This is a genomic window from Sorangium sp. So ce302 (assembly GCF_051530145.1).
GTDB classification, from domain to species: Bacteria; Myxococcota_A; Polyangia; order Polyangiales; family Polyangiaceae; genus Sorangium; species Sorangium cellulosum_B.
The window spans coordinates 9254411-9280570 of the sequence record NZ_CP150326.1 but is presented as its reverse complement, the minus strand read 5'-3'; the positions used below and the strand labels follow the sequence as shown (position 1 = coordinate 9280570).

The window sequence follows — 26160 nt, the reverse complement described above, 5'->3', positions numbered from 1 at the left end:
GCGAGCCGGGCGAGCGATTCGCGGATTGACACCCTCCTACCCCGGCCGGTAGCGTCCGTCCGACGGATAACCATGAGCATGCACGGCAGAAGGTACTGCGAAGGCCATCTCGCTCGCGTCGCCATCAACGTGGCTGGGGGCTCGGCGTTCGCGTCGCTCGCGGCCCTAGCGGCGGCTCTCCTCGCGGCGTCCCCCGCGGCCGCCGACGAGCCGCGGAGCGCCACCGAGCCGCGGCTCATGATGGAGACCGGCGAGATCACGAGCGTCGTCGACGCCTTCGATGACGGCGACACCTTTGATCTGAACTTCAGCTTCGGCTTCGAGTACGCGACGAAGAGCGCGAAGATCCGGCGCGAGACGAGCATCGCCGGGCCGGGGCTGTCGTCGGGCGGCTACACGTCGAACCTGCTCAACGTGGCGACCTACAACGAGGCGACCTCGAAGCTCAACTTGCGCCTCGACGTCGGCCTCTACCGGGACCTGGCGCTCTACCTCAGGATGCCGCTCATCCTGAACCACGCGCGCGAGCTCACCGATCTCAACGGCAGCGCCGGGGCGGAGGCGCAGGCCGTCGCGCTCGCGGGGGCCCCCGGGGAGCAGCTGTTCCAGATGCCCTTCACGTCGCCGAACCGGAGCGGTATCGAGTACCTCGCCGTCGGCCTCGACGTGAACATCATGAACCAGGCGCGCGACCGGACGAAGCCGACCTGGCTGTTCGGGGTCGAGGGGCGCTTCCCCGTGAGCGAGCCGATGCACGCCTGCACCGAGTCGCCGAAGAGCGGCCAGGTGAAGTGCGCCGATCCGACGGACGTCAACCGGAACAACAGCAGCGACAGCGAGCTCGAGGGGCAGAGGGGCGCCCAGCGCGACCCCGGCGTGTCGCGCGGCACCATCGGCCTCGAGGTCCACACGTACCTGTCGAAGCGGATCAAGTACGTCGAGCCGTACGGCGGGTTCAAGGCGCTGTTCGAGTTCCAGCAGGAGTCGAGCGACTACGGCCTCACCGACCTGAAGACGTCGCTGGTGAACCACCCGCCGCTCGTCGGCAGCGTGATGCTCGGCGTGCTGATCGTCCCCTGGGAGAACCGCGAGAAGTACACCGGGCTCACGCTCGATCTGCGCTTCACCGGCGAGTACCACTCCGAGGGGCGCGACTACTCGGAGCTGTTCGACGCGCTGGGCTCGAGCGACGCGAGCTCGCTGCGCCAGCCGCAGTGGGCGGCGTTCCGCGACAACGACGCGTACGACCCGGACCTGTGCAGGACGGGCGATGCGAGGGCCTGCTCGCCGTCGATCGTCGACGAGGGCTCGCAGCGGACGTACTTCACGGGGCTCAGCGACGTCCAGCCGTACGGCTCGTACCGCGCCTCGGCGAGCGTGACGTGGCGGGCGGCCGAGCTCGTGAAGTTCCAGATCGGCGCGGGCTTCCGCCACGACGGGGGGCATGGCATCGGCGGCGACCAGCCGTGCAACTCCCAGTTCAAGGACAGCCTCGGGGCGGCAGGGCCTTGCCGCCGCCAGGACGCGGACGGGCGCCTCACCGTCACCGGCAGCCCGAACCCCAACTACCGCCCGACCATCAACGCGGTCGGCCGCCGCTTCTACGTCAACGACAGCAACACGTTCGACCTCTTCGCGAGCGGCACGTTCATGTTCTGATCGACGCCCCGAGCGGCGTGGCCATCGCGGCGAGCGTCGCCGTTGGCCGAAGCAGCAACCCCATGATCGACCCCTGGCACCTCCGCGGTGGCGCGGGCGCCCTGGCGCTCGCCGCGGCGCTCGCCGCGGCGCTGCCAGCGTCGGCTCAGCCCGAAGGCGCGGCGTTGCCCGCGCGCTCCGGGGGAGACGAGCGACCGGCGCAGCCGCCGCGACCCGATCGGCCGTCGCGATCGGCCGTGGTGCTCGCGACCGCGGTCGCGCCCGGGGCCGAGGAGCGCGCCGCGCCGCTCGCCAGCGCGCTCGACGCGCTCCTGTCGGACACGGCGCAGGACCTCGGCCTGTCGGTGGATCTGGCGGGCCGCGTCGCCTCGCGATCGCGCCCCGACGAGGCCGAGCTCATCGAGCGCCCGCGCTCCGGCGACGAGCTCTTCATCGCGCCGAGCCTCGAGCTGCGCGGCGACGAGGTGGAGCTCAGGCTCGCCGTTGCGTCCGGCGGATCGAGGTCGCTGAGGGTGCGGGTCGAGCGCGTCGCGCGGGACGACCTCGCGGTGCGCGCCGCGGTGATGCTCCGCGATCTCCTGGCCGAGCTCGACGCCGGCGCCGCCGCGGCCCCTGCGTCGGCCCGCGATGCGCCGTGCCCCGAGCGGTGCCGCGGGCGCCTCGCCACGCCGGCGCGCAGCATGGGGAAGGCGACGCTCGCGGCCAACGCGACGCTCTACGGAGGCCTCGTGGGCTTCTCGATCCAGCGATCGAGCGGCTCGGACGATCCGCGCCTGCTCTATCCGCTCCTGGCGGTCGGCGCCGGCATCGGGCTCGGCGGCGCGATCATCATCGCGGAGGAGTGGGACGTCGGCGTGGCCGACGCGTGGTACCTCGGGTCCGGCACGTGGTGGCCGACGATCGCGGGGCACCTGATCTACCAGGGCCGCTTCGCGCAGCACGCGGCGGATCCGGCCCAGGAGCGCTGGGCGTCCGGGCTGATCGGCGGGACCGCCGGGATCACGCTGGCGGCGCTCGGGCTCTCGCTGGGCCGGATGTCCGAGGGCGGCGCGCTGATGGCGCAGTCGGGCGGCGGGCTGGGGCTCATGCTGGGCGGGCTCGTCGAGTGGGCGGGGCGGGGCGACGTGCAGCGCACGCCGATCGCTGGCATGGGCTACGGCGCGGCGCTCGGCTGGCTGGCGGCGGCCGCGGCGGCCACGCAGCTCGACGTCACGCCGTCGGAGATCCTGGCGATCGACGTGGGCGCGATGCTCGGCGGGCTGGGCGCCGCCGCGCTCGCCAGCCCGCTCGTGTTCGAGTCCCCGACCGAGGCGCAGCAGCGGGCCTGGGTCGGCGCCACGGCCGCGGGCTTTCTGCTCGGGGCGGGCGTAGCGTGGCGCGTGACCCGCCCTGCCGGCGCCGGAGCCCGCAGCGCGGGCCCCTCGTGGAACCGGTTCGGCCTGCCCATGTTGGGAGTGATAGGAGAGAGCGTGGTCGGGAGCCGGCGAGCGCCCGCGCTCGGCCTCGGGTGGCAGGGGGCGATTCCGTAGGAGCTATGAAGATCACGATCACCGAGCTGGATGCAGGGACGCGCCTCGACAAGCTGCTCGTGCAGCTTCTCCCCGGGCTGGGGCGTGCGGGCGCGAAGCGGCTGTTCTCCGAGGGGCGCGTGCGCGTCCTCGGCGTGGGGAAGAGCGGCGCCGGCCGGCGCGCGTCGAAGGGCGACGTGGCGGCGGCCGGCGAGGTGCTGGAGGTCGACGTGGAGCCCACGGAGGCCTCCGGCGCGGCGACCCCGGATCCTTCCGCGCCGCTCGACGTGGTGCTCGAGCGCGACGACCTGGTGGTGGTGAACAAACCCGCCGGGGTGCCGACGGCGCCGCTCCATCCGGGCGAGCGCGGGACGGTCGCCAACGCGCTCGTGGCGCGGTACCCCGAGATGGCGGGCATCGGCTTCTCTCCGCGGGAGCCCGGGCTCTGCCACCGGCTGGACACGGACACGAGCGGCCTCGTGCTCGCGGCGCGCACGGCCGCGGCGTTCGCGGCGCTCGGCGCAGGGCTGAAGGAGGGGCGGCTCGACAAGCGCTACCTGCTGATCTGCCAGATCGGCGATCTTCCCGAGATGGGCTCGATCGAGGTGCCGCTCGCGCCGCACCCGAAGGACAAGAAGCGGGTCTACCCGTGCATCCACCCGCGCGACGTGGCGCGATACGCCCCGAGGCCGGCCGCGACGATGTACAAGCGCGTGCGGCAGGTGGGGCTCTGGGAGCTCGTCGAGGCGCGGGCGCCGCGGGCGCTGCGGCACCAGATTCGGGCGCACTTCGCGTCGGTGGGGCACCCGCTGGCCGGCGACGTGCTCTACGGCGGGCCCGCGGTGGAGGGGCTGAGCCGCCACGCGCTGCACGCGCACTACATCGGGTGGGGCGGCAGCGACGCGGTGCCTGCGTTCGTGGTGACGTCGTCGCTGCCCGCGGACATGGCGGCGCTGGTCGGCGAGGCCTGAGCCGCGCGCCGCGTCGCCTCAGGGCGCGCGCGCCTCGACGACATGGCCGTCGACGTCGCGCGCCCGCGCCGTGATCTGGAGGTCGTCGGCCGACGCCGTCCCGCCGAGGTCGCTGAAGCGGAACGCGATCACGTACGCCGCGGACTGCGCGTTGAACTTCGCCGGCTCGATCCGGATGCCTCCGAGGCTCTGTTCGTCGATGGTCGCGGCGTCTCCCTCCCCTGTATATTTGCGGTTCCACTCCTCGTAGTTGAACACGCGCTCCTCGATGACCTCCCCGGCCGACCGGCTGGACGTCGCGACCGCGAGCTCGACGAGGCCCGGGGAGATGCCTGGCAGGGTGGCCTCGACCTCGACCGACACGCTCGACGTGGAGTCCTCGTCGGTGCGGCGCACGGAGAGCGCCGGGGGCAGCCCGTCCGGCGTGGGGAGGAAGCGGAGCGGGTGCACGCAGTACACCTTCTCGTGCCCTCCCTCGCGGATCTCGAAGTGCAGGTGGGGGAACAGGCTGCTGGCGGCGAGCCCGGTATAGCCGATGTGCTGACCGCGCCCGACCCGATCGCCGGTCTCGACGAGCGGCATCGCCAGGTGGATATAGGTGCTGTAGAGGCACGCGCCCGGCTGATCGCAGTGCTCGATCTGCACCACGACGTCCTCGAAATCCTGGTAGCGGCCTGCGCGTATCACCTTTCCGTCGGCGACCGCGTACACCGGGGTGCCCATGACGGTGGGGATATCGATGCCGCGGTGGAAGTCGTAGACGCCATCGCGCGAGGTCTGCAGGCGGGGACCGAAGCTCGACGACATCGGCTGGATCTCGTCCGTCCCCCCGATCGGCCACACGAGGTCTGGGCCTTCAGGCTCCGAGCCGCAGCCGGCAGCGAGCGCGGAGAGGGCCAGCACGGGCGCGAGAGACGATGGCTTCATGGTGGCGAGTCCGTGGCGCGTGGGCGCAGCGCAGATGGCGAGTCCACGGCGCAGCGCCCACACGCAGGCTATCGAAGCAGCGCGCGGAAGTCGAGGTCAGGGGTGCTGTGATGGATCCACGCGGCACCGCCGTCGACGCCGCTCGATTCTTCGCCCGCGGAGCAGCCTTTCGGCGCTGCACGCGTGTACGATGGTGCGATGTCGCCGCGCGCGCGCCGAGCGAGGTGTCCTCTCCAGGCCGTGCCGATCCTCGCGGCCTGCGCGGCCGCTCCGGCCGTGCTGGCGCCGCGCAGCGCTTCCGCGCAGCAGCTGGCGGACGCGGCGCCCGGGCGCGCCCCGCCGCGGTCGGCCTGGCCGAGCGACCCGTCCGGCGCCGGCGGCGCGGGCGGCGAGCCTGTGCGCCGCGGCCCGGAGACGCCCTATTTCCCCGTCAACCTGTCGCTCATTTTCCCGCTGAGCACCAACGCCACGGCGCCCGATCTCGCCACCCACCTCGATCTCGCGCTCCTGCTCGGGCGCGTCGGGTTCGTGGACGGCGCCCAGGTCGGCCTGTTCTCGTGGACGTCGGGGGATCTGCGCGGGCTCCAGCTCGGGATCGCGAGCGTCGTCTCGGGGCGCGCCGAGGGGCTGCAGCTCGCGGGGGGCTTCGCCTTCGCGGACGCCCCGCTCGCGGGGGTGCAGCTCGCGGGGCTCTTCGGCTGGGCGAGCACGACGGTCACCGGCGCGCAGATCGCCGGCGTCGCCAACCAGACGTACGCGGACGTCGACGGCCTGCAGGCGGCCGGCGCCGTCAACGTCGCTCGCGGGCAGGTGACGGGCGTGCAGGCGGCCGGCGTCAACATCGGCCGGGTCGATGGGCTCCAGATCGGCGCCATCAACGTCTCGCAGGAGCAGCGCGGGCTCCAGATCGGCATCATCAACGTGGCCCGCAAGATCGACGGCCTCCAGATCGGCGTCATCAACGTGACCGACAACCTCAAGGGGGAGTCGCTCGGCCTCCTCCCGCTGCCGCGCGAGGGGGGGATCCGGCTCGCGCTCTGGGGGAGCACCGGCCTGCACGGCAACGTCGGCCTCAAGTTCTCGAGCCGGTATGCCTATACGATCCTGAGCTTCGGGCTCCACAGCGAGCCGCGCGCGCCGGAGGCGCCGGACGTCGACGACGGGCGCGCGGCGGAGCGCGAGCCCCTGTACGCCGTGGGCCTCGCGATGGGCTCGCGCCTGCCGATCGACGTCGAGGACCTCTCGCTGAGCGCCGACGTCGGCGCCTACCACCGCGGCCCGTTCCAGGGGGATCTCCCCGGGCGAAACGAGGTGCTCAAGGCGCGCGTCTCGGCCTCGTACGCGCTGGCGGAGCGCCTCTCGCCGTTCGTCTGCGCCGGCGGCTACGTGACATTGCGGGGCGAGGGCGCGCTCGAGGTCGGCGGCGGGCCCGAGCTCTGCCTCGGCGTCGAGCTCGGCCTGCTCGACGCCGCTCGGCGTGTTCGCGCGCCCGCCGCGCCCGCTGCCCTCGCCGGCCGCGGCGGCGCGCTCAGGGCGTCGCCGGGGCCAGCGCGTACGACCGGTGCGTCATCGTCACGCCGAGGCTCGTGAGCGCCAGATCCGTGGCGGTGCAGCGCACGAAGCTCCAGTCGTTCGGCGTGGCGAACGCGAACCCGAGGGAGCTGTCGGCGACGGTGCCCTCCCACTCGATGAGCGACACGTCGTCGAGGAACGAGGTGGCCTCGCCGCTCGCCGGCACACCCGCCCTGAAATAGAACCGGACGGAGCCCGCGTTCGACGGCGGGGTCAGGTCGACGGTGAACGGCTGCCAGCCGTAGGTGCCAGCCGCGCGCGTGAAGACGACGCTGTTCGACACGCTGGTCCCGCCGCTCGTGTACCAGTAGACCTGCACACGCATCTGGCCGGCGTTGTTTCCCTTCATGTAGCCGGTCAGGGTCAATTTGCGGCCAGGCTCGAACTTGACGCGGTTGTTCATGTAGGTTGAGGCCTCGGTCGTGTTGCTCGACTTGCGAAGGAACACCATCGCGCCGGTCCCGCCGTGGACGACGCTGTTCTCGATGTAGCGGAATTCGCTCATCGACCACATCGAGCCTTCGTGGGAGGTGTCGTCGACATCGCCGTCCTCGAAGTCGCCGTAGAGCATGATCTCCCGGCCGTAATCGCAGCTCGCGGCGGCCGTCGTCCGGACGGCGGCGAGCGAGTCCGCCGGGTTCGAGCGCAGGTGCGCGAGGGGGCCTGTGCGGCGGCTCGTGAGCGGTACGCTCCGCGTCTCGACCGCATCGCTCGTCGTGTACTGCGAGGCGCTGCTCGCCGCGGCGGCCCGCGGACCGCTCGCGAACACGACCGCCCCTGTGATGCCGTCCGCCGCCTCGCCGGGCGCGGGCGCCGCCGGCAGCGTCGTGGAGAGGTGACCGATGTGGCGGATCGCCCGGCCGAGCCAGGCGCCGCCCACGAGCTTCGGGACGTAGTCCTCGTTCTGGAACGGGATGAGCTGCACGCGGTGCACCGCGCGGTTGCCGCTCGCGTCCTCGTCGATGTCGATGGCGGCCAGGTACGACTGGTACGTCTCGAAGACGTCCTGATCGAAGACCATGTTGCCGAGCGACATGAAGATATAGCGGGGGCCGGCGCCGGCGTTGTACAGCCCGATGCCGTGGATCGTGTGCGGGTGGTGCGCCACGACCATGCCGGCGCCCTTCTGGACGAGCTGGGTGAACCGCCGCCGCATGCCGGACGACGGATAGTCGCTGTACTCGATGCCTCCGTGCAGCACCGGGATGGCGAAGCGCCCGACCGCGTCCTCCGCCATGAAGTCGCTGATCTCGGTGAGGCCGAGCTCGAGCGCGCCGGCCTTGGGAGGAGGCCCGTCGGAGGCGGTGAGCGTGTACTCCGGGAGCGTCGTCCCGTCGTTGACGAGCTGGTTGAACCCCTGGAAGGCCACGTCGACGCCGCCGAGCGTCCGGTAGAGCACGGTGCCCTTCGCCATCGTCTCGTCGAGCCCTGCGCCGAACCAGTCGAGGCCGGCGTTCGGGACGGCGGTGAGCGTGTCGGCGACGCCTGCTCCCAGGTAATCGAACATGTGGTTGTTGCCGAGGCTCACGGCGTCGACGCCGGAGAGCGCGAGCGCCCTGACCGTCTCGGGGTAGGAGAAGAACGTGAACGACTTGTAAGGGTGGGGCGTCTGCGGGTTGGCAGTGACGGGGCACTCCAGGTTGACCTGGGTGTAGTCGGCCGACGCGAGGACGTCGCGCAGGAAGGAGAGGATCGCGCTCGCGTCCGCTTGCCGTGTCGCGGGGCGGATCAGATCGCCCACCTCTCCCTCGATGCCGTCCTCGTCGCTGTCGATGAAGCGCCGACCGAACATCGTGTCGCCTCCCACGAGGATCCGGGCGCGGCCCGCGCGCTGCTCGGTCAGCACGACGCGGCCGACCCCGGCAGCCGCCTCGGCGAGCGGCAGGTGCAGATCGGCAGGGACGATCTCGCCGTAGTACCCGCCGACCTCGACGCGCAGCAGGACCGAGCGCCGCGCGAGCGCCGCCAGCGTGAACGCGCCCGCGCCGTCGGTGAACGCGATCTCGCCGTGGTTGACCGCGCCGCTCCCCCAGCCGATGGCCGTCACCTCCGCCCCCGCGATCGGCGACCCCGCCTCGTCGACGACGACGCCGGTCACGTCGATGGGGGCCGCCGCGTAGGTCGCGTCGTACGCGGCCTCCGTGGCGTCGAACTGGAACGCCGCCGACGCGTCGCCCGCGGCGAGCCAGGCGCAGGCCGCAGCGCACACGGACAGCGGCGTGGAGGTGATGACGCGGACAAGGGGTCTTTCTGCCATGTTCGCTCCCGATCGGTTGGTGCCTGTTCGAGGACGGATGACCTCAACAGGCGTGATGGGCGCCAGAGCTCCTTCAGGGCTGGCTCAACACGTGCAAAACGTGCAAACGCGCAAATGTGCCGTGTGGCCAAACTCCGAGGTGACCAAGGCCGACGACGGGGTCGCGAGCGTCGACGGCCGCTCAGCCCTCGCTGAAAAGGCCGCGAGAGCGCCGACCCATGCACGATTCGATCCGTTTCAGCGATGGCGCTGGAGACAAAGACGATTATCTCGAGACTATCATGCTTCGATCATCGCTCGCTATACGCTCGAGCGGAGCAGCCGGCGATTTGTCGTCTTGTCGGTTGTCGGCCTGGCAGGTGTTCCTGCACGTGAAGGCGTGTGCATGGATGGTGCGCTGTGGCGATGCGCGCCTGTGTCGCATAGGGGCGTACTGCCCTGGGCTCGCTACCCGACCAGCGCCGAGCCCTTGGCGAGCTGCGCGCGGCCGATCACGGCCAGGAGATCGGTTTGGGTCACGATGCCGCGCAGGCGCATCTTGGCGTCGACGATCAGCGCTTCGTGCACGCGCCCGCGGGAGAGGAGCCGAAAGAGCTCGTTGATCGGCGTGTCCTCGCCGGCGGTCTCGAAGTAGATGGACGGCAGGTCGCGCACGGTGGCCTCGGGCATCGCAGACGCGATCGAGACGTCGATCGCGCCGTGCACGACACCTCGCTCGTCGACCACCGGCAAGACGCGCAGGGAGCGCTCGCGGAGGCGGCGGAGCGCGAGCGCGCCCTGCGCGTCGGGGTGAATCGTGACCAGATCGCGCGACATGATCTCGCCGCAGGTGACGCCTCCGCGCAGGCGCCGGTGCGCCTCCTCTTCGACGTGCCGGACGAGGGCGATCAGGTCGTCGCGCTCGACGTCGAGCGGCGTACCGAGGCGCTCGAGGGCGGCGTCGATGTCGCGCGGCGAGAAGCCGACGCGGAGCTCGGGCGGGGCATCGGCGGTGCCGTGGGGCGAGGCCGGCAAGGTCACGACGTGCGGGTAGCTGCGGCGCACCAGGTTGTTGAACACGAGCCCCGCTGCCACGAGCAGCAGGGAGTTGATGGCGACCGGCATGAGCGCGAAGTGATAGCCCAGGCTCGTCACGGCCGGGCCGCCGATGACCGCTGTGAGCGCCACCGCGCCCGCGGGCGGGTGCAAGCACCGGAGCAGGCTCGTGACGGCGATGGTGACCGCGACCGCGACGGCGCCGGCGCACAGCGGATCGGGGATGACGCGAGCCGCCGTGACGCCGATGACGGCCGCCAGCACGTTGCCGCCGAGCACGGACCAGGGCTGGGCGAGCGGGCTCGCGGGGACCCCGAACACGAGCACGGTCGAAGCGCCGATCGGCGCTATCAGGAGCGGCGCATGCGCGGTGGAGCCAAGGCAAGCGCGCATCACGAACCCGGTGGCCAGCAGCCCGAGCAAGCCCCCGGCAGCAGCGTAGATCCGCTCGCTGACGAGCAGCGGCGTGCGCATGGGCTGGAACCGCGTAAGAAAGCTCGAGCTCGCAACTCCAAAGCTCATCGCGCGGCCATATATCGAGATGTCCGCGCGCTGTCTACGAATGGTTACGACTGCTTACGAACGCTGACGAGGGGCTCGCGGATCGCGAAAGCGTGTCGGGACGGGGGCTGACCCGGCGCTACGCCGCAGCGGAGACCGCCTTCTTGCGGGGGCGCGGCGCGCGGGTCGCCCCGGCGCCGGACGGCTTCGTCGGCGTGGCGCCCGCGGGCGGGGTGGACGCGGCGCGGACCAGCGCGGCGGCGATGGCCGCCGTCATCCTCGCTGTCGGCAGGCGCGGCGTGAACGCGAGCACGCGCTCGCCGGGGCGGCGGCCGCGCGAGGAACGGCCGCTCTTCGCGAGCCCCTCGACGGCGCGCTCGCACGGAGAGCCGGGGGCGACGCGCAGCAGGACCTCGGGCAGCCCGATGGCGCCGCCGGCGCCGGGCGCGTAGACGACGCCGACCTCGATCCCGACGAAGCCGGGGAGCGCCGTGCGCGGCGAGAGGCCGAGCCGGAGCTCGTCGGCGTCGGGGCTGCCGTCCGGGATGCGGAGGCGGCCGACGACGCGGAGCTCCTGCGCCCCAGCCGCGGCGCCGGCGGGCGCCTTCCGCAGGCGCCGCACGCGCCGCGCGACGTCGCGCAGGAACGCGACCGGCCGCGCCGCCGGATCGGCGGGGAGCTCGGCGAGCCGGCCGGTGCAGAAGATCGCGAGCAGCGCCGTCGCGTCGAGCGCCAGCAGGTGGGCGTGGTACGGCGAGGCGGCCGCCACGGCGTGGACGCCCGCGCCGAGCCCGGCGAGCAGCGCGACGAGCAGCGCCTTGCCGGCGCGCGTCGACACGTCGAGGTAGACGCCGCGCGCCCGCGGCGGCTCGCGGAACGCCTCGGCCTCCGCGATGGGGAGCCACTTGCCAGGGCGCCGCAAGGTCGCGGCGGCGCGCTCCGGGCGGGGCGTGCGGTGCGCCGCGAGCGCGGTCGCCGCGGCCACGAGCGCGGCGCCCGGCGTGCCGTCCCTGAGCAGGAGCTCCAGGGCGACGCCGGCGACGAGCGCGAGCCCCGCGAGCGCGGCGCGCGGCGCGAGCGGGATCGGGACGAGGGGCCGCGGCAGGGCGCCCGCGGCGCGCGCGAGGCGCTCGTGCTCGCGCGCCTTGAGCGCGACGAGGGCGCTGTAGAGCGCGAAGAGGACCACGCCCGCGGCCACGTAGAGGGTGCGGCCGCGATCGGGGCTGCCGGCCGCGGCGTCCGAGATGCGGCCGAGCGTGTCGGCCCTGGGCTTCGCCGCGGCGGGCTCGGGCTGGAAGGCGCGCGCGTCGGCGCGGATCGCCCACCGGATCGGCTCGGCCTTGGGGGCGTACGGGCGGAGCAGCTCCAGCTCGTCCTTGTCGAGCGCGCGGCGGAGCGTGGAGAGCGTCGTCGGCGCCGGGAGCGCGTCGGGGGACGGCGCCTCGCCCGCCTCGCCGTCCCGCGCCTCGTCGACGCGCGGCTCGTCGGGCGCGGCCGGGAGCGCGACGGTGAGCCGCGCCGAGTCGTAGCCGTCGTCCCAGACGGGGCCGCTCCAGGAGACGCGGGAGCTCGGGCCGTCCTGCCGGATGAGCCCGCGCTTCATGAGGTCCGTGCGGTAGCGGAAGAAGAGCACGAACACCCCGCGGCTCAGCCCCTTGCCGTCGAAGCGGGCCCGCATCGCCGCCGGCCGGCGCGTGCCGTCCTCGCGCGGCCGGGGGTCGGGCGGCAGGAGCTCGATCGCGACCGGCGTCGCGGACGCGAGCGAGCCCGCCTCCGCGGCCTTGAAGGGCACGGCGTAGCTGCCCTGATCGAGCAGGGCGTCCGGGTCGACGCCCTGGATGTCGAGCCCGCGGAGCGGCCCGCCCGAGATCTTCAGCGTGACCTTGTGCTCGACCGTGGCGGCGCCGGCCCGGTCGATCGACAGGCGCACGTCGTCTCCGGCGATGTGCACCTCGACCCACGCGCGCGCAGGGAGGGCGAACGCGATCGACAGGAGCGCCGCCAGGAACGGGAGCAGCAGCGCCGGCCCGGGGCGGCGGGCGATGCGAGAGGGCATGGTGCAGGAGTCCCACGTCGCCGCGCGCGGGGCCAACTTCCAGGGACGCCGCCGGCCGTCCCGCGCGGGCGCCGCGCGCGAGGGCTCCGCCGCCGGTCGCCTTTCCCGTGGCAGGCGCCGCGCTCACCCGCCGGGCCGGCGTCGCGCGCGGATTGGCGACTACAAGGCGAGGGCGTCGATCAGAAGACGACGCCGAGCGAGAGCGACCCCATGAGCTTGATCTTCCCCGCCTTCTCGTAGAAGGAATACTGGTAGGGGCCCGCGGTGATCGTCACGGGATCGGCGAGCGCCACGCCGATCCCGAAGCCTCCCGACATGGCGAATCCGCCGTCTCGGCTGAGCACGTTCGTGCTCCCCACCATGCCGCCGAGGACGACGCTGCTCACATCGCCGCGGCCCTCGAGCCGCCCGGGAGGGGTGATGACCGCCTCGAACGACTCGTAGCCGAGGCGCCCTTTCACCCAGAAGCCCCGCAGCGCCTTGCCTTCGACGTAGACACCGACGTCGGCCGCGAGCGCGTAGCCGGTCGTGTCGAGCGACGCGTCCTCGAGCGAGCCCCAGATCCACGACGGCGCGATCCCGATGGTGAGCGGCCCGATGATCGCGACCTCGCCCTCGAACGTCATCTTCCCGAACAGCAGATCCAGGGCGTTGTAGCGGACCGACCAGCGGCAGCAGGTGGACTCGGGGGGCTTCGGGGGCGGCGGGGGCCCGGCCGGCAAGGCATAGCCCTGACCATAGCCGGGCGGCTGCTGAGGATAGCCTTGCTGAGGATAACCTTGCTGGGGGTATCCCTGCTGAGGATAACCTTGCTGCTGAGGGTAGCCTTGCTGAGGATACCCCTGCTGCTGAGGATACCCCTGCTGCTGAGGATACCCCTGCTGCTGAGGATACCCCTGCTGCTGAGGATACCCCTGCTGCTGAGGATATCCCTGCTGCTGAGGATACCCCTGCTGCTGAGGATATCCCTGCTGCTGAGGATACCCCTGCTGCTGAGGATACCCCTGCTGCTGAGGATATCCCTGCTGCTGAGGATACCCCTGCTGCTGAGGATACCCCTGTTGCTGAGGATACCCCTGTTGCTGAGGATACCCCTGCTGCTGGGGATACCCGGACGGCGCCTGGGCAGCTCCGCCGGGCTGCGCCTGGCCCTGCGGGAGCGGCTGAGCGTTCTGTTGCGCTGTCGCCGCTGGCGCGAGGAGGAGCGCGCCGAGGCCGAGAAGGAGGCCGCAAGCTGCCGGGCGGAGAGCTGCCCCGGAGGAGGGCGCGCGCGCGGGGCCCAGACCCGTGGTGAAAGCGCAATCCATGGCGGTGGACTGTACCGAATCCCGAGCACGCCGGCTACACGCGTGCCGCGAACCGTCGCCGCGCTCGCGCGCGCGATCTCCAGCCTGTAATCTCCGTCCCGATGCCGCCAGTCCCCGAAGTCGTCGCCGTCACAGAACTCGCGCCCGGAAGCGCCGCCTCGAGCGGCGCCGCGGCCGTGCCGGCGGTCGATCCGCGCGCCGCGCGCGGCGCCGAGACAGCCTCGGCCGAGCTCGATCGTGCGCTGTCCGAGCTGGGCGACGCCGCGCTCGGGTTCGCTCGCATGCCGGCCCTCGAGAAGGCCTCCCTGCTCCGCTCGTCGCTCCCGGGCCTGCTCGCCGCCGCGCGCGCCGAGGTCGAGGCGTCGTGCGCCGACCGGGGGCTCGATCCCGGCTCGGCGGCGAGCGGCGAGGCGTGGCTCGCGGGGCCTTGCGTCACGCTCTCGCAGGTGCGCCGCCTGGCCGAGGCGCTCGAGGACATCGCCGCGCGCGGACGCCCCCGGCTCGGCCGCGGGGCGGTGCGCGCCCGCGCGGACGGCCGGATCGAGGTGGAGGTGTTCCCGACGCGCCTGAAGGACACCGCCCTGCACGGGCCCCTCCGCGTGCGCGTGCTGATGCAGCCCGGGGCGACGCGCGAGGGCGTCCGGGAAGAGCAGGCGCGCTTCTACCAGCAGCGCGACCCCGAAGGGGGCGTCGCGCTGGTGCTCGGCGCGGGCGACGTCGCCGGCGTCCCCCTCCGGGAAGCGCTGCACAAGCTCTTCGTCGAGGGGCGCGTCGTGGCGCTCGCGATGAGCCCGCGGAGCGCGCCCCTCGGCGCGCTGGTCGAGCGCGCCCTCGCGCCGCTCGTCGCGCGCGGGCTCCTCCGCTTCGTCTACGGCGGCGCCGAGTCGGGCGCCTACCTCGCGGCTCACCCCGCCGTCTCGGAGGTCCACGTCACCGGCCCGGCGGGCGCGCACGACGCGCTCGTCTGGGGGCCACCGGGCCTGCCGCAGGCGCGCCGGCGGGCGTCGGGAGAGCGGCTGCTGGACAAGCCCATCTCCTCCACGCTCGGCGGCGCCAGCCCGGTCCTCGTGATGCCGTGGCTCTACGGCGGCGACGAGCTCTGGTTCCAGGCGAGGTGCCTCGCGAGCCAGGTCGTGAGCGGCGCGTCGCACGGCAGCCATGCCGCCAGCGTCCTCGTGCTGCCCAGGGGCTTCGCGCAGCGGCCGCTGCTCTTCCGGATGCTGCGCCGCGCGCTCGCCGCCGTGCCGCCGCGGCGCGCCGCCCACCCGGAGGCCGAGGCGCGGTACGCCGCGCTCACGGCCGGGCGCGCGCCGATCGAGCCCGAGCGCCTCGATGCCTCCGCCGACGTGCCGCTGCCGTGCGGGGTCGCGCGCATCGGCGCGCCAGGGCCGGGCGAGCTCCCATGGACGCTGATCGCCGGGCTCGCCGCGTCGGACGCCGCCGAGCCGCTGTTCTCGACCGAGCCGCTCGGCGGCGTGCTCTCCGTCGTCGAGGTCGGCTCGAGCGATCCGGTGGAGTTCCTGGAGGCGGCGACCCGCTTCTGCAACGACCGGCTCCGGGGCAGCCTTGGCGCGACGATCGTGGCGCACCCGATGAGCGAGGAGGACCCCGCCGTCGGGGCCGCGCTCGACCGCGCGCTGCTCGATCTTCGGTACGGCGTGATCGCGGTGAACCAGGCGCCCGCCGCCGCGCACGCGGCCGTCGTCCCGCCCTGGGGTGGCCACCCGGGCTCGACGCTCGCCGACATCCAGAGCGGGCTCGGCTTCGTGCACAACACAGCGATGCTCGCGCAGGTCGAGAAGACCCTCCTGCGCGCGCCGCTCACCGCCTTCCCGCGGCCGCCCGGCTTCTACGATCACCGGCGCTCCCACGTCGTCGGGGAGCGGCTCGCGGCCTGCGCGGCGGATCCAGGGTGGGGGAGCGTCGCGCGCGTCGTGGCGGCCGCGCTGCGGGGCTGACCCGGCGTCGCGCCCCCACCTCGATCTCGTCGCGATTCCGTCTCGTTCCGCCGCGGTGGCGCGGCGATCAGGAGGGGAGCGACGAGCGGAACTCCTTCACCTTCTCCACGATCTCGCGCAGCGCGTGCCGCGAGGCCTCGGAGACGTCGTCGGCCAGCTTCTCGGCGTCGAGGAGCTTGGGCTCCAGCTTGTCCCAGGCGTCCTTCGCGTCCATGCCGGCAAGGTGGAGCCTGACGCGGATCTCGTCGCGCAGGGTCTGGAGCGACTCCAGGCTCTTGTTCAGATCGCTCTTCAGTTCCGATGTGATGTTGCCCATTCTTGTCCTCCCGATTCTACGAGTGTTGATCGCTCCTTCCCTGCTCGTGATGCATTGGCCGCGCCAGTTGGCGCGCTTCGACGCGGCGCGCGACGTTCACGCGTCCTGACCGGATCCGAGCCCAGCCATACCGGGCGCAGCCGCCGCGCGCCCTCCTCTCGAGGTGTGGCAAAAGCGCCCAGGGACGTGCGTTTTGCCGCACCTGGGACGCGAGCGCGTGTGCGGGCTCTCAGGCAAGTTGCGCCTGCGCGCAAACGATGCCGTCATGATCGGCATAGACGAGCTCGCCAGGAACCCACGTGACGCCGGCGAACGTCACGGCGATGTCGCGGTCCCCCGCGCCCTTCTTGGCGCTCTTCCTCGGGTGCGTCGCGAGGGCCTTCACGCCGATCGGGATCTGGCCGATCGCCTCCGCATCGCGGATGCACCCGTGAACGATCACACCGGCCCAGCCGTTCTGGTGGGCCATGGCGGCGATGTTGTCCCCGAGGAGCGCGCAGCGGAGGGAGCCGCCTCCGTCCACGACCAGCACCCGCCCCTGGCCGGGCTCTTCGAGCGCCTTGCGGACGAGCACGTTGTCCTCATGGACCTTCACCGTGGTGATGTGCCCGTGAAACAGCCGAGCTCCGCCGTAATCCCGGAAGATCGGATCGGCGACGAGGACGTCCGGGTGCTCGTCGCATAGATCCGTGGTTCTGATCTCTGAGCTCATGAAGACTCCCCGTCCGCCTTCCTAGGTCGTCGACCGCCGGATTCAACCGCTCATCCGCCGCCGGTCACGAGGGCTCGTGGCGCTCGCCGTCCTTGGCGGAGGGGAGGGAGGCGCCGCCCTTGCGCTTGCCCGCGCTGGCGAAGGCCGCCGAGTCGACGCCATGCCGGGCGAGCCACCGGCGCAGCTGGTTCCGGTGCATCCCGAGCGAGCGCGCCGCCCGCGTGACGTTCCCCTGCTCGCGCCGCAGCGCCGTCTCGATGGCGAGCCGCCGCATCTCCGGCGGCGCCGGCGTGCGCCTCGCGACCTCCGTGATGTCGAGGCCCGCGGACGGCGCGAGATCCGCCACCTCCACGGCGGTGCGCCCGGCCGCGAGCGCCGCGAGGCCCGCCTGCCTCACCTCGCAGAGCAGCTCCCGCACGTTGCCCGGCCACGCGCGCAGCGCGCAGCACTCCAGGAAGCTGGCCCCCGGCGCGAGCCGCGCGCCGGTGCGCCTGAGCTCCGCCGCCACCAGCCAGGGGATCTCCTCGAGCCGCTCCGTCAGCGACGGGATCCGCACCTCGGGCCGGCCGATCCGGTAATAGAGGTCGTCCCGGAACCGGCGCGTTGCGACCTCGGCCTGGAGATCCTTCAACGTGGCCGCGCACAGGCGGAACTCCACCTTGCGCGGGCGCGTGTCGCCGAGCGCGACCACCTCCCGGGTCTCGAGGACGCGGAGCAGCTTCGGCTGAACCGACAGATCGAGCTCCGCGATCTCGTCGAGGAACAACGTGCCGCCGTGGGCAGCCTGGACATAGCCCTCGGCGTCGGCGGTTGCGTCCGAGTAGGCGCCCCGCCGCGCCCCGAAGAACAGCCGCTCCGCGAGGCCCTCCGGGATCGCGGCGCAGTTCACGGCGACGAAGGGGCCGCCCCGCCCCGTCGCCGCATGGTAGGCGCGCGCCCCGAGCTCCTTGCCCGAGCCGCTCGGCCCGGTGAGCAGCAAGGTATCCCCGCGCATCCCCGCGCGGTGGATCGCCTCGCGGACCTGCCTGAGCGTGGGGCCGACCAGCCCGTCCTCGTGCTCCAGGACCCCGCCGCGCTGGAACGGCTCGATGTCCATGGTGAAGCGCAGCAGCGTGCTCCCGAGCCGGATCACGCGCGGGAGCGACGAGAAGACCTGATCCTCGATCTGCGCTCCATCGACGAAGGTGCCGTTCCTGCTGCCGAGATCGGTGATCCGGAGACCCGCGCCCGACAGCGCGATGCGGGCGTGCCGGCGCGACACCTGCTCGTCCTCGACCACCACCGTGTCGTCCGCCGCTGCGCGGCCCAGCACGACCGCGCCGCCCTCGAGCGGGATCGGCGCGCAGGCAGGCTGGCCGCGGGCGAAGATGACCACCAGGCCAGGCGTCGCCCCCTCCGGCGACGCCGACGGCGCGGTGTCGGACGCCCTGATCGTCGACTGATCGTCGGCACCCACACCTTACGCATACATGATCCCACGCCGGCCCTGAAGGCTCTCGGATGTTGGCCGTTGTGGTCGAAAAAATCTATCGAGAAGCGATGCCCGCGCCTCTCTCGTCGTGGGTGTGCGGTTGCTCGTTGTGGGCGTGCCTCTGGCCGAGGCGCTCAGTACCGCGGCACCGAGGGGTCGACATCTTGCGACCACGCATCGATTCCGCCCTGGAGGTTGTAAAGGTTCCTGTAGCCCTTCGCGAGGTAGTGCTCGGCGGCTGCCTGGCTGCGGCCGCCGTGGTGGCAGTGGAAGACGATCCGCGCGTCCTTCGCGAGCGTCTCCAGGTACCGCTGCCCTGCCTGATCGAGGTGACGGGCCCCCTCGATCGTGGCGATCTTGCGCTCCTGCTCGGTCCGGACGTCGAACAGCTCGAGCGCCTCGCCGCTGCTCAGAAGGGCCTTGAGCGCGGTCGACGAGATCTGCTTGACCTTCGGCGGCTCGTTCGGGCTCTCCAGCTTGAAGCCGCCGCCGGAGGGGCCCTCGACGAAGTCGATCGACAGCCCCTCGGCGCGCCGCGCGCTCGCGCGGTCGAGCAGGAACACCGCCCCGCCCGCCTGGGCCTCGACGTCACCTGCCTGCCGCGGGCCGAAGTAAAGGCCGTAGTTGTAGGACGGGTCGATCTCGATGTGGACGAAGTCGGCCTCGGACTCCTTCGCGGCCGCGAACGCCGCGAGCGCCGCCGCGGTCACGCGGAGCGTGGGCGGCGCCTGCGCCTCGCCCTGCGCGAGCCCGAGCGCCTTCACGAGCTCCCCGGTCGCGTGCAGCTCCTTCACGATGTCGCAGCCGCCGACGAACTCGCCGCGCACGTAGAGCTGCGGGATCGTGGGCCAGCTCGAGAACTCCTTGATTCCGTCGCGCAGCGCGGGATCCGAGAGCACGTCCACCGTCTGGTACTCGGGGAGGTGCTCGTCGAGGATGTTCACCACCGTGGCGGAGAACCCGCACTGCGGCACGGTGCGCGTGCCCTTCATGAACAGGACGACATCGCTCTCGCGGATGATGGTGGCGATCCTGGCCCGCATGGGCTCGCTGAGACTCATGTGCTTGCTCTCCCTGCGCGGCGGTGGCGGTGCGGTCGGCTCCCGCGCGCGTCCGCGGGCCTCTCGCTAGCATGAGCAAAGCACGGCAGCGAGGCCCTCCAGCCGGCCTCGCCCGCGTCGACCGAGGGCGGAGCGCGCCGCCTCCCTGCGCGCTCAGCGGCCGAGCAGGAGCCCCAGGACCGCCGCGATCGCGGCGAGGGTCGCGATAAGGGCCGGCGCGCCGAGCTCGGCGCCGAGCCTACGGAAGCGCCCGCCGCTCGCCGTCGGAGAGCGCGCGAGCGCGTCCGACGGGGGCGGCGGGACGCGGTGCACGCCCGGCGACGCCGCGCCGTCTTCGCGGAGCTCGACGAGGAGCTGATCGAGCGGGGCGTGCTCGCCGAACGGGCGCACGAGGCGGAGCGTCACGCCGCCGCTGAGATCGGGGGGGAGCCGGAGCCGCAGCGTCCTCGCGGCGACCTCCGCCGGGGCGCGGTGGGCGCCGCTCCGGGCGCAGCTGTCGCAGCCGCCGCCGTCGCAGCGGGCGCAGGTGACGCGGGCGGGCACGGCGATCTCGATGTCGGCGCCGTCGCGCGCCCACGCCGCCGGGACGGCGATCGCGAGGCGGCCTCGAGAGCCATCCGAGGCGTCGAGGCCATCGCGATCGATCAGCTGCGCGAGCTCGGCTCTGCCCATGGACCTTGTGTGCCGCACCCGGGCCCCGGCGCCAAGCGCCGGCGCCGGGCGAGACCCGCCGCCGCGCTCCCGGCCGCCCCCTCCGCCGGGGAGCGTGCGTCCTCGCGGCCCGCCGGCGCTCACGAATTCGCGTCGCGCGGCTCGCCACGGCTCGCCGCGGCGCGCGCCGCCGCGCCGCGTATCACGCCGCCCGACCGGCGCGCAGGACGCCCACCGCCGAGAGCAGGCACGCGATGGCGAGCAGCAACCCGCCGAGCGACCCGGGCCGCGTGCTCTCCTTCAGCCCCACGATGAGCACACGCGCGAGCTCGCCGTCAGGCACCTTCGCCGGGTCGGACAGGGCGCTGAACACCGCGCCGAGGTCGATCCACGTCGCGTGGATCGTCGCGACCAGCGTCGTCAGCCCCATGGCCGCGACGAACCCGAGCTTCCCGGGCTCCGGCCGCCGGGCGAACTGCAGCCCCGCGCCGACCGTGACCATCCCGAAGACCAGGATAGGCCACATCCCCCAGCCGCCCTCGACGAAGAAATCGAACATCGGTGCCTCCCTCTCGTCTGCTCTTCTCTGCCTGCCGCGTGCCGTCGCCGCCGTCGTGTGCGCCGGCCTTCACGAGCCCCAACGCGGCGCCGCGGATCCCGTGACCAGAAAACTTCCTTGTCACGCCCGCAGCCCTCGCGCGTTATGCCGGCGTGGAGAGGGAGGGCGCAGCAGCTCCGTCCGACGCCGAGCTCGCGGCTCGCCTGAGGCGCCGCGATCCGCGCGCCTTCGACGAGCTCTACGCGCGTTACCACCCCCGGATCTTCAGCTTCCTCGTGCGCCTCTCCGGCCGGCGCGACGTCGCCGAGGACCTGTTCCAGGACACCTGGCTCGCCGTCGCGCGCCACGCCGGCCGGCTCGCCGAGGACACCGATCTCGCCGCGTGGCTGTTCACGATCGCCAGGAACCGCTACCGGAGCCACCGCCGCTCCGCCTTGCTCGACCTCGCCCGCGCCGCCCTGTTCTCCCGCGAGCCCGCGCCGGCCGCGCCCGAGCCCGAGGGCACGGCGGACGCCCGAGCCGACGTGGCGGCGCTGGAGGCGGCGCTCCGCGATCTCGCGGCGGTGCACCGCGAGGTGTTGCTCCTCGGGGCCGTCGAGGGGCTCGACACGGCGCAGGTCGCCCAGGTGCTCGGCATCCGCGAGGACGCCGCGCGCAAGCGCCTGTCGCGCGCCCGCGCCGAGCTTGCGGCCCGCCTCGAAAGGCGAAATGCTGAGCGGCCCCGGCGGGGATCGACGACCTCGATCTCCGCCGCGGACGCCGCGGATGCGACGGATGGACAGACGCGAGGAGGTTCTCGATGAAGCCGTTCTCAGGAGAGGATCCTCTGGCGAGGGGCCTCGCCGATCTGCCGCCGGTCGCCCCGCTCGAACCGGCCCGGGCCGACGCGGTCCGGCGCCTCGCCCGCGACGCGCTGGTGGAGACGGAGCGCCTCGCGCCGAGCACACGGCTCTCGCTCGCCTGGTCGGCGGTGATCCTGCCGGGGCTCCTGCTGAGCTCGGGCTTCGTGTACGTGTGGGATTCGGTGCAGAAGATCGGGCAGATCTACGGGGGAGGGTAGCGGCCGGGCGGCGCCTTCGCCGCGCTGCCCGTGACGAGCGGTGCGCGGCGAAGGGGCGGCGCGTGGATCAGTCGCCGAGGTCGACGACCTCGAGCCCGTGGTACCAGAGCGCGCAGAGCGCGGTGTCGCCGGAGATCGTCACCTGCGAGACGTACGACGAGAGCTCGCCCTTCATTTCGAGCGTCAGCTCGTCGAGGTCGGCCGCGTCGAGCACCGAGAGCCCGGGCGGGTTGTAGCCGGCGAGGAGGAGGCGCGTCCCGTCCACCGCGCGCGGCCAGCCGGCGTCGGGGCTCGAGAGCTCCTTCATCGCGACATCGATGCTGCCTTCCACGAGCCCGCTGGCCACGAGGATCCCGGACGAGTACGCGCCCCCGCCCACCGCGTCGCCCACGGCGTAGTACCCGGAGGTGTACATGAACACGCGGTCATCGCCCACGAACACCTGGTCCAGGCGGGTGTCGTCGTCGAGCGTGTGCTCGTCCCGGAGGCGCGCGCTCGCGCTGCCGACGTCGAGCAGCTTGAGGGTGTGGTGCGTCCCGCGGCAGACGCCGGGGCCATCGTAGTTCTCCTGGTTCGCCGGCACGAATTCAGCGTAGTAGCTGAACGCGCTGTAGCACTCCTGGTAGCTCGCGACCTCGAGCTCGACCGCCTCGTAATCGATCGTGAGCGCGCGGTCCGACGCGGCATCGAAGGTCAGCAGCGAGCCGGGCACGTTGACCGGCGTCCGCACGACCGCCGATGAGGGATCGGCCACGTCGATGCGGTCGATGTAGAAGCGCGCCCTGGAAGCGTCGTTCGACAGCGGCACCCAGTGCGACGTCAGCACGGTGGTGCCGTCGAGCTGCAGGCCTGTGTAACCGGCGCCGTCCGGCAGGGGCAGCGAGCGGTGCGTCGGGCTCGACGGGTTCGAGAGGTCGATGATCTCGAGCGACGGATCGCGGGGCTGCGGCGGCGGGGCGCCGCTGCCGTCCTCGTAGTCGTAGTACTGGTCCTCGACGTTGCGGAGCACGAGCGTGCTCCCTGCCTGGACCACGGCGGCGCCCGCGGGGACGATCCTGCCGTAGTACCCGTTATAGTAGAGCGCGTTGCTGGTGAACGGCAGATCGCGCTGGCTCGCGATCCGGGGGGCTTCGGGGTTCGTGAGATCGATGACGGCGAGGCTCGTCTTCGTCGAGTCCGCGTACGAGGGCCAGAGCAGGTAGGCGTATTGCCCGTGCGCGAAGAGCTGCGCGTTGACGAGGCCGGACCCGTAGCAGTCGCTCTTCGATCCGGAGGCCAGCGTCGCGAGGTCGAGCTTCCCGATCGGCTCGGCGCGCCCCGGCTCCGCGGCGTACACGACCTCGAGCGCCGCGGCCTGTGTCCACCAGTCCGCGCCCATGCGGATCACGAGATCGCCGGTGGCGACCGTGTTGCTGACGACCGTCGCCAGGGCCAGGTCGGCGGCCTCGACCGGGGCGTCACGATCCTCGATGTTGAACGTCCCGACCTCCTGGTCGGAGACGGCGAAGAGCCGCGTGTCGTGGACGAAGGCGCGGCGCGCCTGGCCGCGCGCCGGCGCCGAGCCGCGCTTCGTGAGCGTGTCGGCCGTGAAGTCGACAAGCTGGACGCCGCTCTCGTACGAGCCGCAGCCCTCGGCCTCGTCGATGTCCCAGCCGCTGTACGGCACGAGGATGGTGCCGAGATCGTCGAGGATGGTGAAGGCCTTGTGGATCCGGTCCTGGCCCTCGGCGAAGCTCGCCCAGTCGCCGCCGAAATGGACGCGCTCCAGCATCGTGGGCTTCGCGAGGTCGGAGACGTCGAAGAGCGAGACGTGGAGCGAGCCGCCCGTGGCGGCGTTGTCGAAGCCGAGGGCGAGCAGCCGGTCGCCGCGCGGCTCCATGTGGTAGACCCAGCCGGGCATCTCGAGCTCGCCGAGCTGGGCGGGGTGCTCCGGATCGCTGAGATCGATCGTGAAGAGCGGGTCGGTCTGCTCCGCCGTGATCGCGTAGGCGCGGTCGCCGTCGAAGCGCACGGAGCGCAGCGTCTCGGGCCTGGGCAGGGTGAGCTCGGTGAAGCCGAGGGGCGTGAGCTCTTGCGAGGACGCGACGGCGAAGGTCTGGACGCCGGGCAGCGCGTCGGTCCGCCAGAGGCCGGGCTGGCTGACGACGCGGAGGACGCCCTCGTGCTCGTCCATCTGCCAGCGGCTCTGGATCTGGCCGACGGCCTCGACGCTCGCGCCCTCGACGAGCGCGCCGCCGGGATCGGAGATGTCGACGACCTGGATGGTGGAGTGCCCCTCGTCGGTGCCGTCCCACTCGATGCCCGCGATGTACATGCGGTCCTGGGTGACGCTCACGCTGCGCTGCCACCCGTAGTCGTTGGGGTCGTCGTCGTAGCTCAGCTGATCGACCACGGCGATCTCGGCGGGGGCGCCGACGGCCAGGGAGGTGATCGTGGTGTTCCGCGACTCCTTGCACCCCCAGCAGCCGCCGTCCTCGAACGTGACGGTATAGAGCACGTCGCCGACGATGCGCGAGTCGGAGATGGCGCCCGGCAGGTCGAACGAGCCGATCTGCTGGATATCCGCCGGGTCGGAGACGTCGAGCGCCTCGATGTGGCTCGATTGCTCATAGGAGTACTCGCCGGTGGCCGCGTCGTAGATGTATTGGGTCCACGACGAGAACATCGCGTAGACGACCCCGTCGCGCAGGTACATCTCGAAGGGGATCCCGCTCGCCCGGTAGCGCCCGAGGAGGCTCAGCCGGTCGCGCCGGGAGATGTCGATGATGCTGAGCCCCGAGTACTGCGAGAGCGCGTAGAGCTTGCCGTCTTTGACCTGGATGATGTCGGCCTCGGTGATCGCGCGCTCGGCGTCGCCGTCGGCCGGGGGCGCGGTCGGGGCGCCGTCGCCTCCGGTGCCCGCTGAGCCCTCGCCGCCATCCCCGGCCGTATCTCTTCCACCGCCGGCCCTCGGATTGTCAGAGATGAAATCGGTCGAACCGGTTTCGGAGGAAGGCCCCGTCGAGCCTTTCCCGCAGCCGGTGAGTCCGGCCGAGGCCGCCGCCGTCGCGAGGACGAGCCAGCCGGCGTAAGTTCGAGACAGGAAGGTCATAGTTCACCTCGTTGAGGACGAGACACAGGGCGTCATGTCTGCGCCGGTGCGCGTGCGCTGTTCAGGTCCCGTGCCCGGCGCACATAGCAAATAACGGGCCACGCGGAGTCTCGCGAAAAATCCAAGGAATTTGCGGGTATTACCGCGGCCTGTGCCAGAGTGTGCGGCAGGCGGGCTGCCGGCGGTCATGGGCCTGCCCGCAAGGCGTGCGCCGTGACGATGTTCGATGCCCTGATCCCGGGGTGAGCTCTCATGACCTGGAGGCGGCTCACGCGGTTTGTGGGCAGCTGCTCGTCATCGCCAGAGCATCGCGTCTGCGCGCGTGGATGCGTGGGGGGCGCCGGCGCCGTGCTTGGCACGAGGTGTGAATCCTGGCGCCCGCGGCTGCCGAATGGCAGGTTCGTCTATCTCTTGATAGGAGGCTTGACGATGGATCTTTTCAGCAAACGTCACCGACTTGTCGTTGCGATGCTCATGCTCTTCGTACCTTTGCTCACCGGCGCCAAGGGCAAAGGCTGTCAGGGCCCGATCGAGGGCGGGGGGGCTGGCCCTGGGGGAGGTGGGGTGGCGGGCGGCGAGCCGGCCTCGTGCCAGGTGACCGGCTGCAGCGGCCAGGTCTGCGCGGACGAGGACGTGGTCACGGACTGCGAGTACCGTGAGGAATATGCGTGTTACAAGGAGCACGGCGTGTGCGAGCGGGGCGCGTCGGGCGAGTGCGGCTGGCGGGAGACGCCGGAGCTCGAAGCGTGCCTTGGCGGCGGCGAGCCTGCGCCGTGCGTGGTGACCGGCTGCAGCGGTCAGGTCTGTGCCGACGCCGATGAGGAGGTGGTCACGACCTGCGAGTGGCTCGATGAATACGCGTGTTACAAGGAGCACGGCGTGTGCGAGCGGGGCGCGTCGGGCGAGTGCGGCTGGCGGGCGACGCCGGAGCTCGAGGCGTGCATTGGCGGCGACAAGCCTGCGCCGTGCGTGGTGACCGGCTGCAGCGGTCAGGTCTGCGCGGATGAGGACGTGGCCACGACCTGCGAGTACCGGGAGGAGTACGCGTGTTACAAGGAGCACGGCGTGTGTGAACGGGGCGCGTCGGGCGAGTGCGGCTGGCGGGCGACGCCGGAGCTCGAGGCGTGCATCGGCGGCGGCGAGGCTGCGCCGTGCGTGGTGACCGGCTGCAGCGGGCAGATCTGCGCCGACGAGGGTGTGGATATCGTCACCACGTGCGAGTGGCTCGAGGAGTACGCGTGTTACAAGGAGCACAGCGTGTGCGAGCGGGGCGCGTCGGGCGAGTGCGGCTGGCGGGCGACGCCGGAGCTCGAGGCATGCATCGGGGCGGCTTCCGGCGAGTAGAGCGGGTGAAGTTCAGGGGCCGACTTCGCCGCTGACCGCTGCGGCGGCGATCTCTGCCATGATCACCCGCCGAGCGAAGGAATCTCGACCTGTGACCGCCTGAGCCCGGAGGTGGTCTGCGGGGGTGTGGACGGCGCCTGCTCT

The 26160-nt window shown here is 72.5% G+C and carries 21 protein-coding genes; 9 read left to right on the top strand and 12 right to left on the bottom strand.

The window, feature by feature from the left end:
• The first annotated feature begins 78 nt into the window (after window positions 1–78).
• The 3 genes from WME73_RS35220 to WME73_RS35210 all read left to right on the top strand — a co-directional run bounded on the left by WME73_RS35220 (window position 79) and on the right by WME73_RS35210 (window position 4138).
• Window positions 79–1659, top strand: a complete 1581-nt coding sequence (locus tag WME73_RS35220) for a hypothetical protein (protein WP_437912384.1) — start codon at window positions 79–81, stop codon at window positions 1657–1659.
• Window positions 1660–1721: 62 nt separating this feature from the next.
• Entirely contained in the window at window positions 1722–3188 is a 1467-nt protein-coding gene (locus WME73_RS35215; protein ID WP_437912383.1) for a hypothetical protein, read from the top strand.
• Between the two features lie 5 nt (window positions 3189–3193).
• The gene (locus WME73_RS35210; protein WP_044966392.1) at window positions 3194–4138 is read left to right on the top strand and encodes an RluA family pseudouridine synthase; all 945 of its coding nucleotides are present in this window, start codon (window positions 3194–3196) and stop codon (window positions 4136–4138) included.
• Between the two features lie 18 nt (window positions 4139–4156).
• Here the strand turns inward: WME73_RS35210 and WME73_RS35205 are convergent, their stop codons facing one another.
• Window positions 4157–5065 carry a M23 family metallopeptidase gene (locus WME73_RS35205; protein WP_437912382.1) on the bottom strand — a complete coding sequence of 303 codons (909 nt, stop codon included), beginning with the start codon at window positions 5063–5065 and terminating at the stop codon, window positions 4157–4159.
• A 240-nt stretch (window positions 5066–5305) separates the two neighbouring features.
• Between WME73_RS35205 and WME73_RS35200 the strand changes: the two genes are divergently transcribed.
• Window positions 5306–6655 carry an LA_2272 family surface repeat-containing protein gene (locus WME73_RS35200; protein ID WP_437912381.1) on the top strand — a complete coding sequence of 450 codons (1350 nt, stop codon included), beginning with the start codon at window positions 5306–5308 and terminating at the stop codon, window positions 6653–6655.
• Here the strand turns inward: WME73_RS35200 and WME73_RS35195 are convergent.
• The 4 genes from WME73_RS35195 to WME73_RS35180 form a co-directional block, all read right to left on the bottom strand.
• Window positions 6594–8894: a CapA family protein gene (locus tag WME73_RS35195; RefSeq protein ID WP_437912380.1), complete on the bottom strand. Its 2301-nt coding sequence runs from the start codon at window positions 8892–8894 to the stop codon at window positions 6594–6596. The two genes, WME73_RS35200 and WME73_RS35195, sit on opposite strands and share 62 nt — an antisense overlap.
• A gap of 447 nt (window positions 8895–9341) precedes the next feature.
• Window positions 9342–10451 (bottom strand): HPP family protein, encoded by a 1110-nt coding sequence (locus tag WME73_RS35190; protein WP_437912379.1) that lies wholly within the window; start codon window positions 10449–10451, stop codon window positions 9342–9344.
• A 118-nt stretch (window positions 10452–10569) separates the two neighbouring features.
• Window positions 10570–12486: a hypothetical protein gene (locus WME73_RS35185; RefSeq protein WP_437912378.1), complete on the bottom strand. Its 1917-nt coding sequence runs from the start codon at window positions 12484–12486 to the stop codon at window positions 10570–10572.
• Window positions 12487–12665: 179 nt separating this feature from the next.
• Window positions 12666–13208 (bottom strand): hypothetical protein, encoded by a 543-nt coding sequence (locus tag WME73_RS35180; RefSeq protein ID WP_157907074.1) that lies wholly within the window; start codon window positions 13206–13208, stop codon window positions 12666–12668.
• A 42-nt stretch (window positions 13209–13250) separates the two neighbouring features.
• Here WME73_RS35180 and WME73_RS35175 point away from each other — a divergent pair, with 42 nt between their 5' ends.
• Window positions 13251–13883, top strand: a complete 633-nt coding sequence (locus tag WME73_RS35175) for a hypothetical protein (RefSeq protein WP_437912377.1) — start codon at window positions 13251–13253, stop codon at window positions 13881–13883.
• 11 nt (window positions 13884–13894) lie between these two features.
• Complete coding sequence (locus tag WME73_RS35170; RefSeq protein ID WP_437912376.1) at window positions 13895–15751, top strand: hypothetical protein; 1857 nt, start codon at window positions 13895–13897, stop codon at window positions 15749–15751.
• A 67-nt stretch (window positions 15752–15818) separates the two neighbouring features.
• Here WME73_RS35170 and WME73_RS35165 read toward each other — a convergent pair whose 3' ends face one another.
• The 6 genes from WME73_RS35165 to WME73_RS35140 all read right to left on the bottom strand — a co-directional run bounded on the left by WME73_RS35165 (window position 15819) and on the right by WME73_RS35140 (window position 20521).
• Entirely contained in the window at window positions 15819–16067 is a 249-nt protein-coding gene (locus WME73_RS35165; protein ID WP_437543878.1) for a hypothetical protein, read from the bottom strand.
• 229 nt (window positions 16068–16296) lie between these two features.
• Window positions 16297–16779: a ribonuclease E activity regulator RraA gene (gene rraA / locus WME73_RS35160; protein ID WP_437912375.1), complete on the bottom strand. Its 483-nt coding sequence runs from the start codon at window positions 16777–16779 to the stop codon at window positions 16297–16299.
• A gap of 64 nt (window positions 16780–16843) precedes the next feature.
• Complete coding sequence (locus tag WME73_RS35155; protein WP_437912374.1) at window positions 16844–18235, bottom strand: sigma 54-interacting transcriptional regulator; 1392 nt, start codon at window positions 18233–18235, stop codon at window positions 16844–16846.
• Window positions 18236–18384: 149 nt separating this feature from the next.
• Window positions 18385–19311 (bottom strand): Grx4 family monothiol glutaredoxin, encoded by a 927-nt coding sequence (grxD, locus tag WME73_RS35150; RefSeq protein WP_437912373.1) that lies wholly within the window; start codon window positions 19309–19311, stop codon window positions 18385–18387.
• A 153-nt stretch (window positions 19312–19464) separates the two neighbouring features.
• On the bottom strand, window positions 19465–19983 hold the full coding sequence (locus WME73_RS35145) for a hypothetical protein (RefSeq protein WP_437740725.1): 519 nt from the start codon (window positions 19981–19983) through the stop codon (window positions 19465–19467).
• Window positions 19984–20164: 181 nt separating this feature from the next.
• Entirely contained in the window at window positions 20165–20521 is a 357-nt protein-coding gene (locus tag WME73_RS35140; protein WP_437740724.1) for a hypothetical protein, read from the bottom strand.
• A gap of 152 nt (window positions 20522–20673) precedes the next feature.
• On the opposite strand from WME73_RS35140, the gene WME73_RS35135 reads away from it, so the two are divergent.
• Together WME73_RS35135 and WME73_RS35130 are read left to right on the top strand one after the other, a co-directional pair.
• Window positions 20674–21324, top strand: coding sequence for an RNA polymerase sigma factor (locus WME73_RS35135; RefSeq protein WP_437851945.1), 651 nt, complete (start codon window positions 20674–20676; stop codon window positions 21322–21324).
• A complete protein-coding gene (locus WME73_RS35130; RefSeq protein ID WP_437912372.1) occupies window positions 21321–21581 on the top strand; it encodes a hypothetical protein in 261 nt (86 codons plus the stop codon). The genes WME73_RS35135 and WME73_RS35130 overlap by 4 nt, the downstream gene beginning before the upstream one ends.
• Before the next feature lie 67 nt (window positions 21582–21648).
• On the opposite strand, the gene WME73_RS35125 is transcribed toward WME73_RS35130, so the two are convergent.
• The gene (locus WME73_RS35125; RefSeq protein ID WP_437740721.1) at window positions 21649–24672 is read right to left on the bottom strand and encodes a beta-propeller domain-containing protein; all 3024 of its coding nucleotides are present in this window, start codon (window positions 24670–24672) and stop codon (window positions 21649–21651) included.
• A gap of 429 nt (window positions 24673–25101) precedes the next feature.
• Here WME73_RS35125 and WME73_RS35120 point away from each other — a divergent pair, with 429 nt between their 5' ends.
• The gene (locus WME73_RS35120) at window positions 25102–26016 is read left to right on the top strand and encodes a hypothetical protein (RefSeq protein WP_437912371.1); all 915 of its coding nucleotides are present in this window, start codon (window positions 25102–25104) and stop codon (window positions 26014–26016) included.
• The last annotated feature ends 144 nt before the right edge of the window (window positions 26017–26160 follow it).

What these genes read in the sequence shown, in the direction of transcription:
- WME73_RS35220 (WP_437912384.1), top strand. Translation starts at nt 79, where the DNA reads ATGCACGGCAGAAGGTACTGCGAAGGCCATCTCGCTCGCGTCGCCATC.
- WME73_RS35215 (WP_437912383.1), top strand. Translation starts at nt 1,722, where the DNA reads ATGATCGACCCCTGGCACCTCCGCGGTGGCGCGGGCGCCCTGGCGCTC.
- WME73_RS35210 (WP_044966392.1), top strand. Translation starts at nt 3,194, where the DNA reads ATGAAGATCACGATCACCGAGCTGGATGCAGGGACGCGCCTCGACAAG.
- WME73_RS35205 (WP_437912382.1), bottom strand. Translation starts at nt 5,065, where the DNA reads ATGAAGCCATCGTCTCTCGCGCCCGTGCTGGCCCTCTCCGCGCTCGCT.
- WME73_RS35195 (WP_437912380.1), bottom strand. Translation starts at nt 8,894, where the DNA reads ATGGCAGAAAGACCCCTTGTCCGCGTCATCACCTCCACGCCGCTGTCC.
- WME73_RS35190 (WP_437912379.1), bottom strand. Translation starts at nt 10,451, where the DNA reads ATGAGCTTTGGAGTTGCGAGCTCGAGCTTTCTTACGCGGTTCCAGCCC.
- WME73_RS35185 (WP_437912378.1), bottom strand. Translation starts at nt 12,486, where the DNA reads ATGCCCTCTCGCATCGCCCGCCGCCCCGGGCCGGCGCTGCTGCTCCCG.
- WME73_RS35170 (WP_437912376.1), top strand. Translation starts at nt 13,895, where the DNA reads ATGCCGCCAGTCCCCGAAGTCGTCGCCGTCACAGAACTCGCGCCCGGA.
- WME73_RS35165 (WP_437543878.1), bottom strand. Translation starts at nt 16,067, where the DNA reads ATGGGCAACATCACATCGGAACTGAAGAGCGATCTGAACAAGAGCCTG.
- rraA (WP_437912375.1), bottom strand. Translation starts at nt 16,779, where the DNA reads ATGAGCTCAGAGATCAGAACCACGGATCTATGCGACGAGCACCCGGAC.
- grxD (WP_437912373.1), bottom strand. Translation starts at nt 19,311, where the DNA reads ATGAGTCTCAGCGAGCCCATGCGGGCCAGGATCGCCACCATCATCCGC.
- WME73_RS35145 (WP_437740725.1), bottom strand. Translation starts at nt 19,983, where the DNA reads ATGGGCAGAGCCGAGCTCGCGCAGCTGATCGATCGCGATGGCCTCGAC.
- WME73_RS35140 (WP_437740724.1), bottom strand. Translation starts at nt 20,521, where the DNA reads ATGTTCGATTTCTTCGTCGAGGGCGGCTGGGGGATGTGGCCTATCCTG.
- WME73_RS35130 (WP_437912372.1), top strand. Translation starts at nt 21,321, where the DNA reads ATGAAGCCGTTCTCAGGAGAGGATCCTCTGGCGAGGGGCCTCGCCGAT.
- WME73_RS35125 (WP_437740721.1), bottom strand. Translation starts at nt 24,672, where the DNA reads ATGACCTTCCTGTCTCGAACTTACGCCGGCTGGCTCGTCCTCGCGACG.
- WME73_RS35120 (WP_437912371.1), top strand. Translation starts at nt 25,102, where the DNA reads ATGGATCTTTTCAGCAAACGTCACCGACTTGTCGTTGCGATGCTCATG.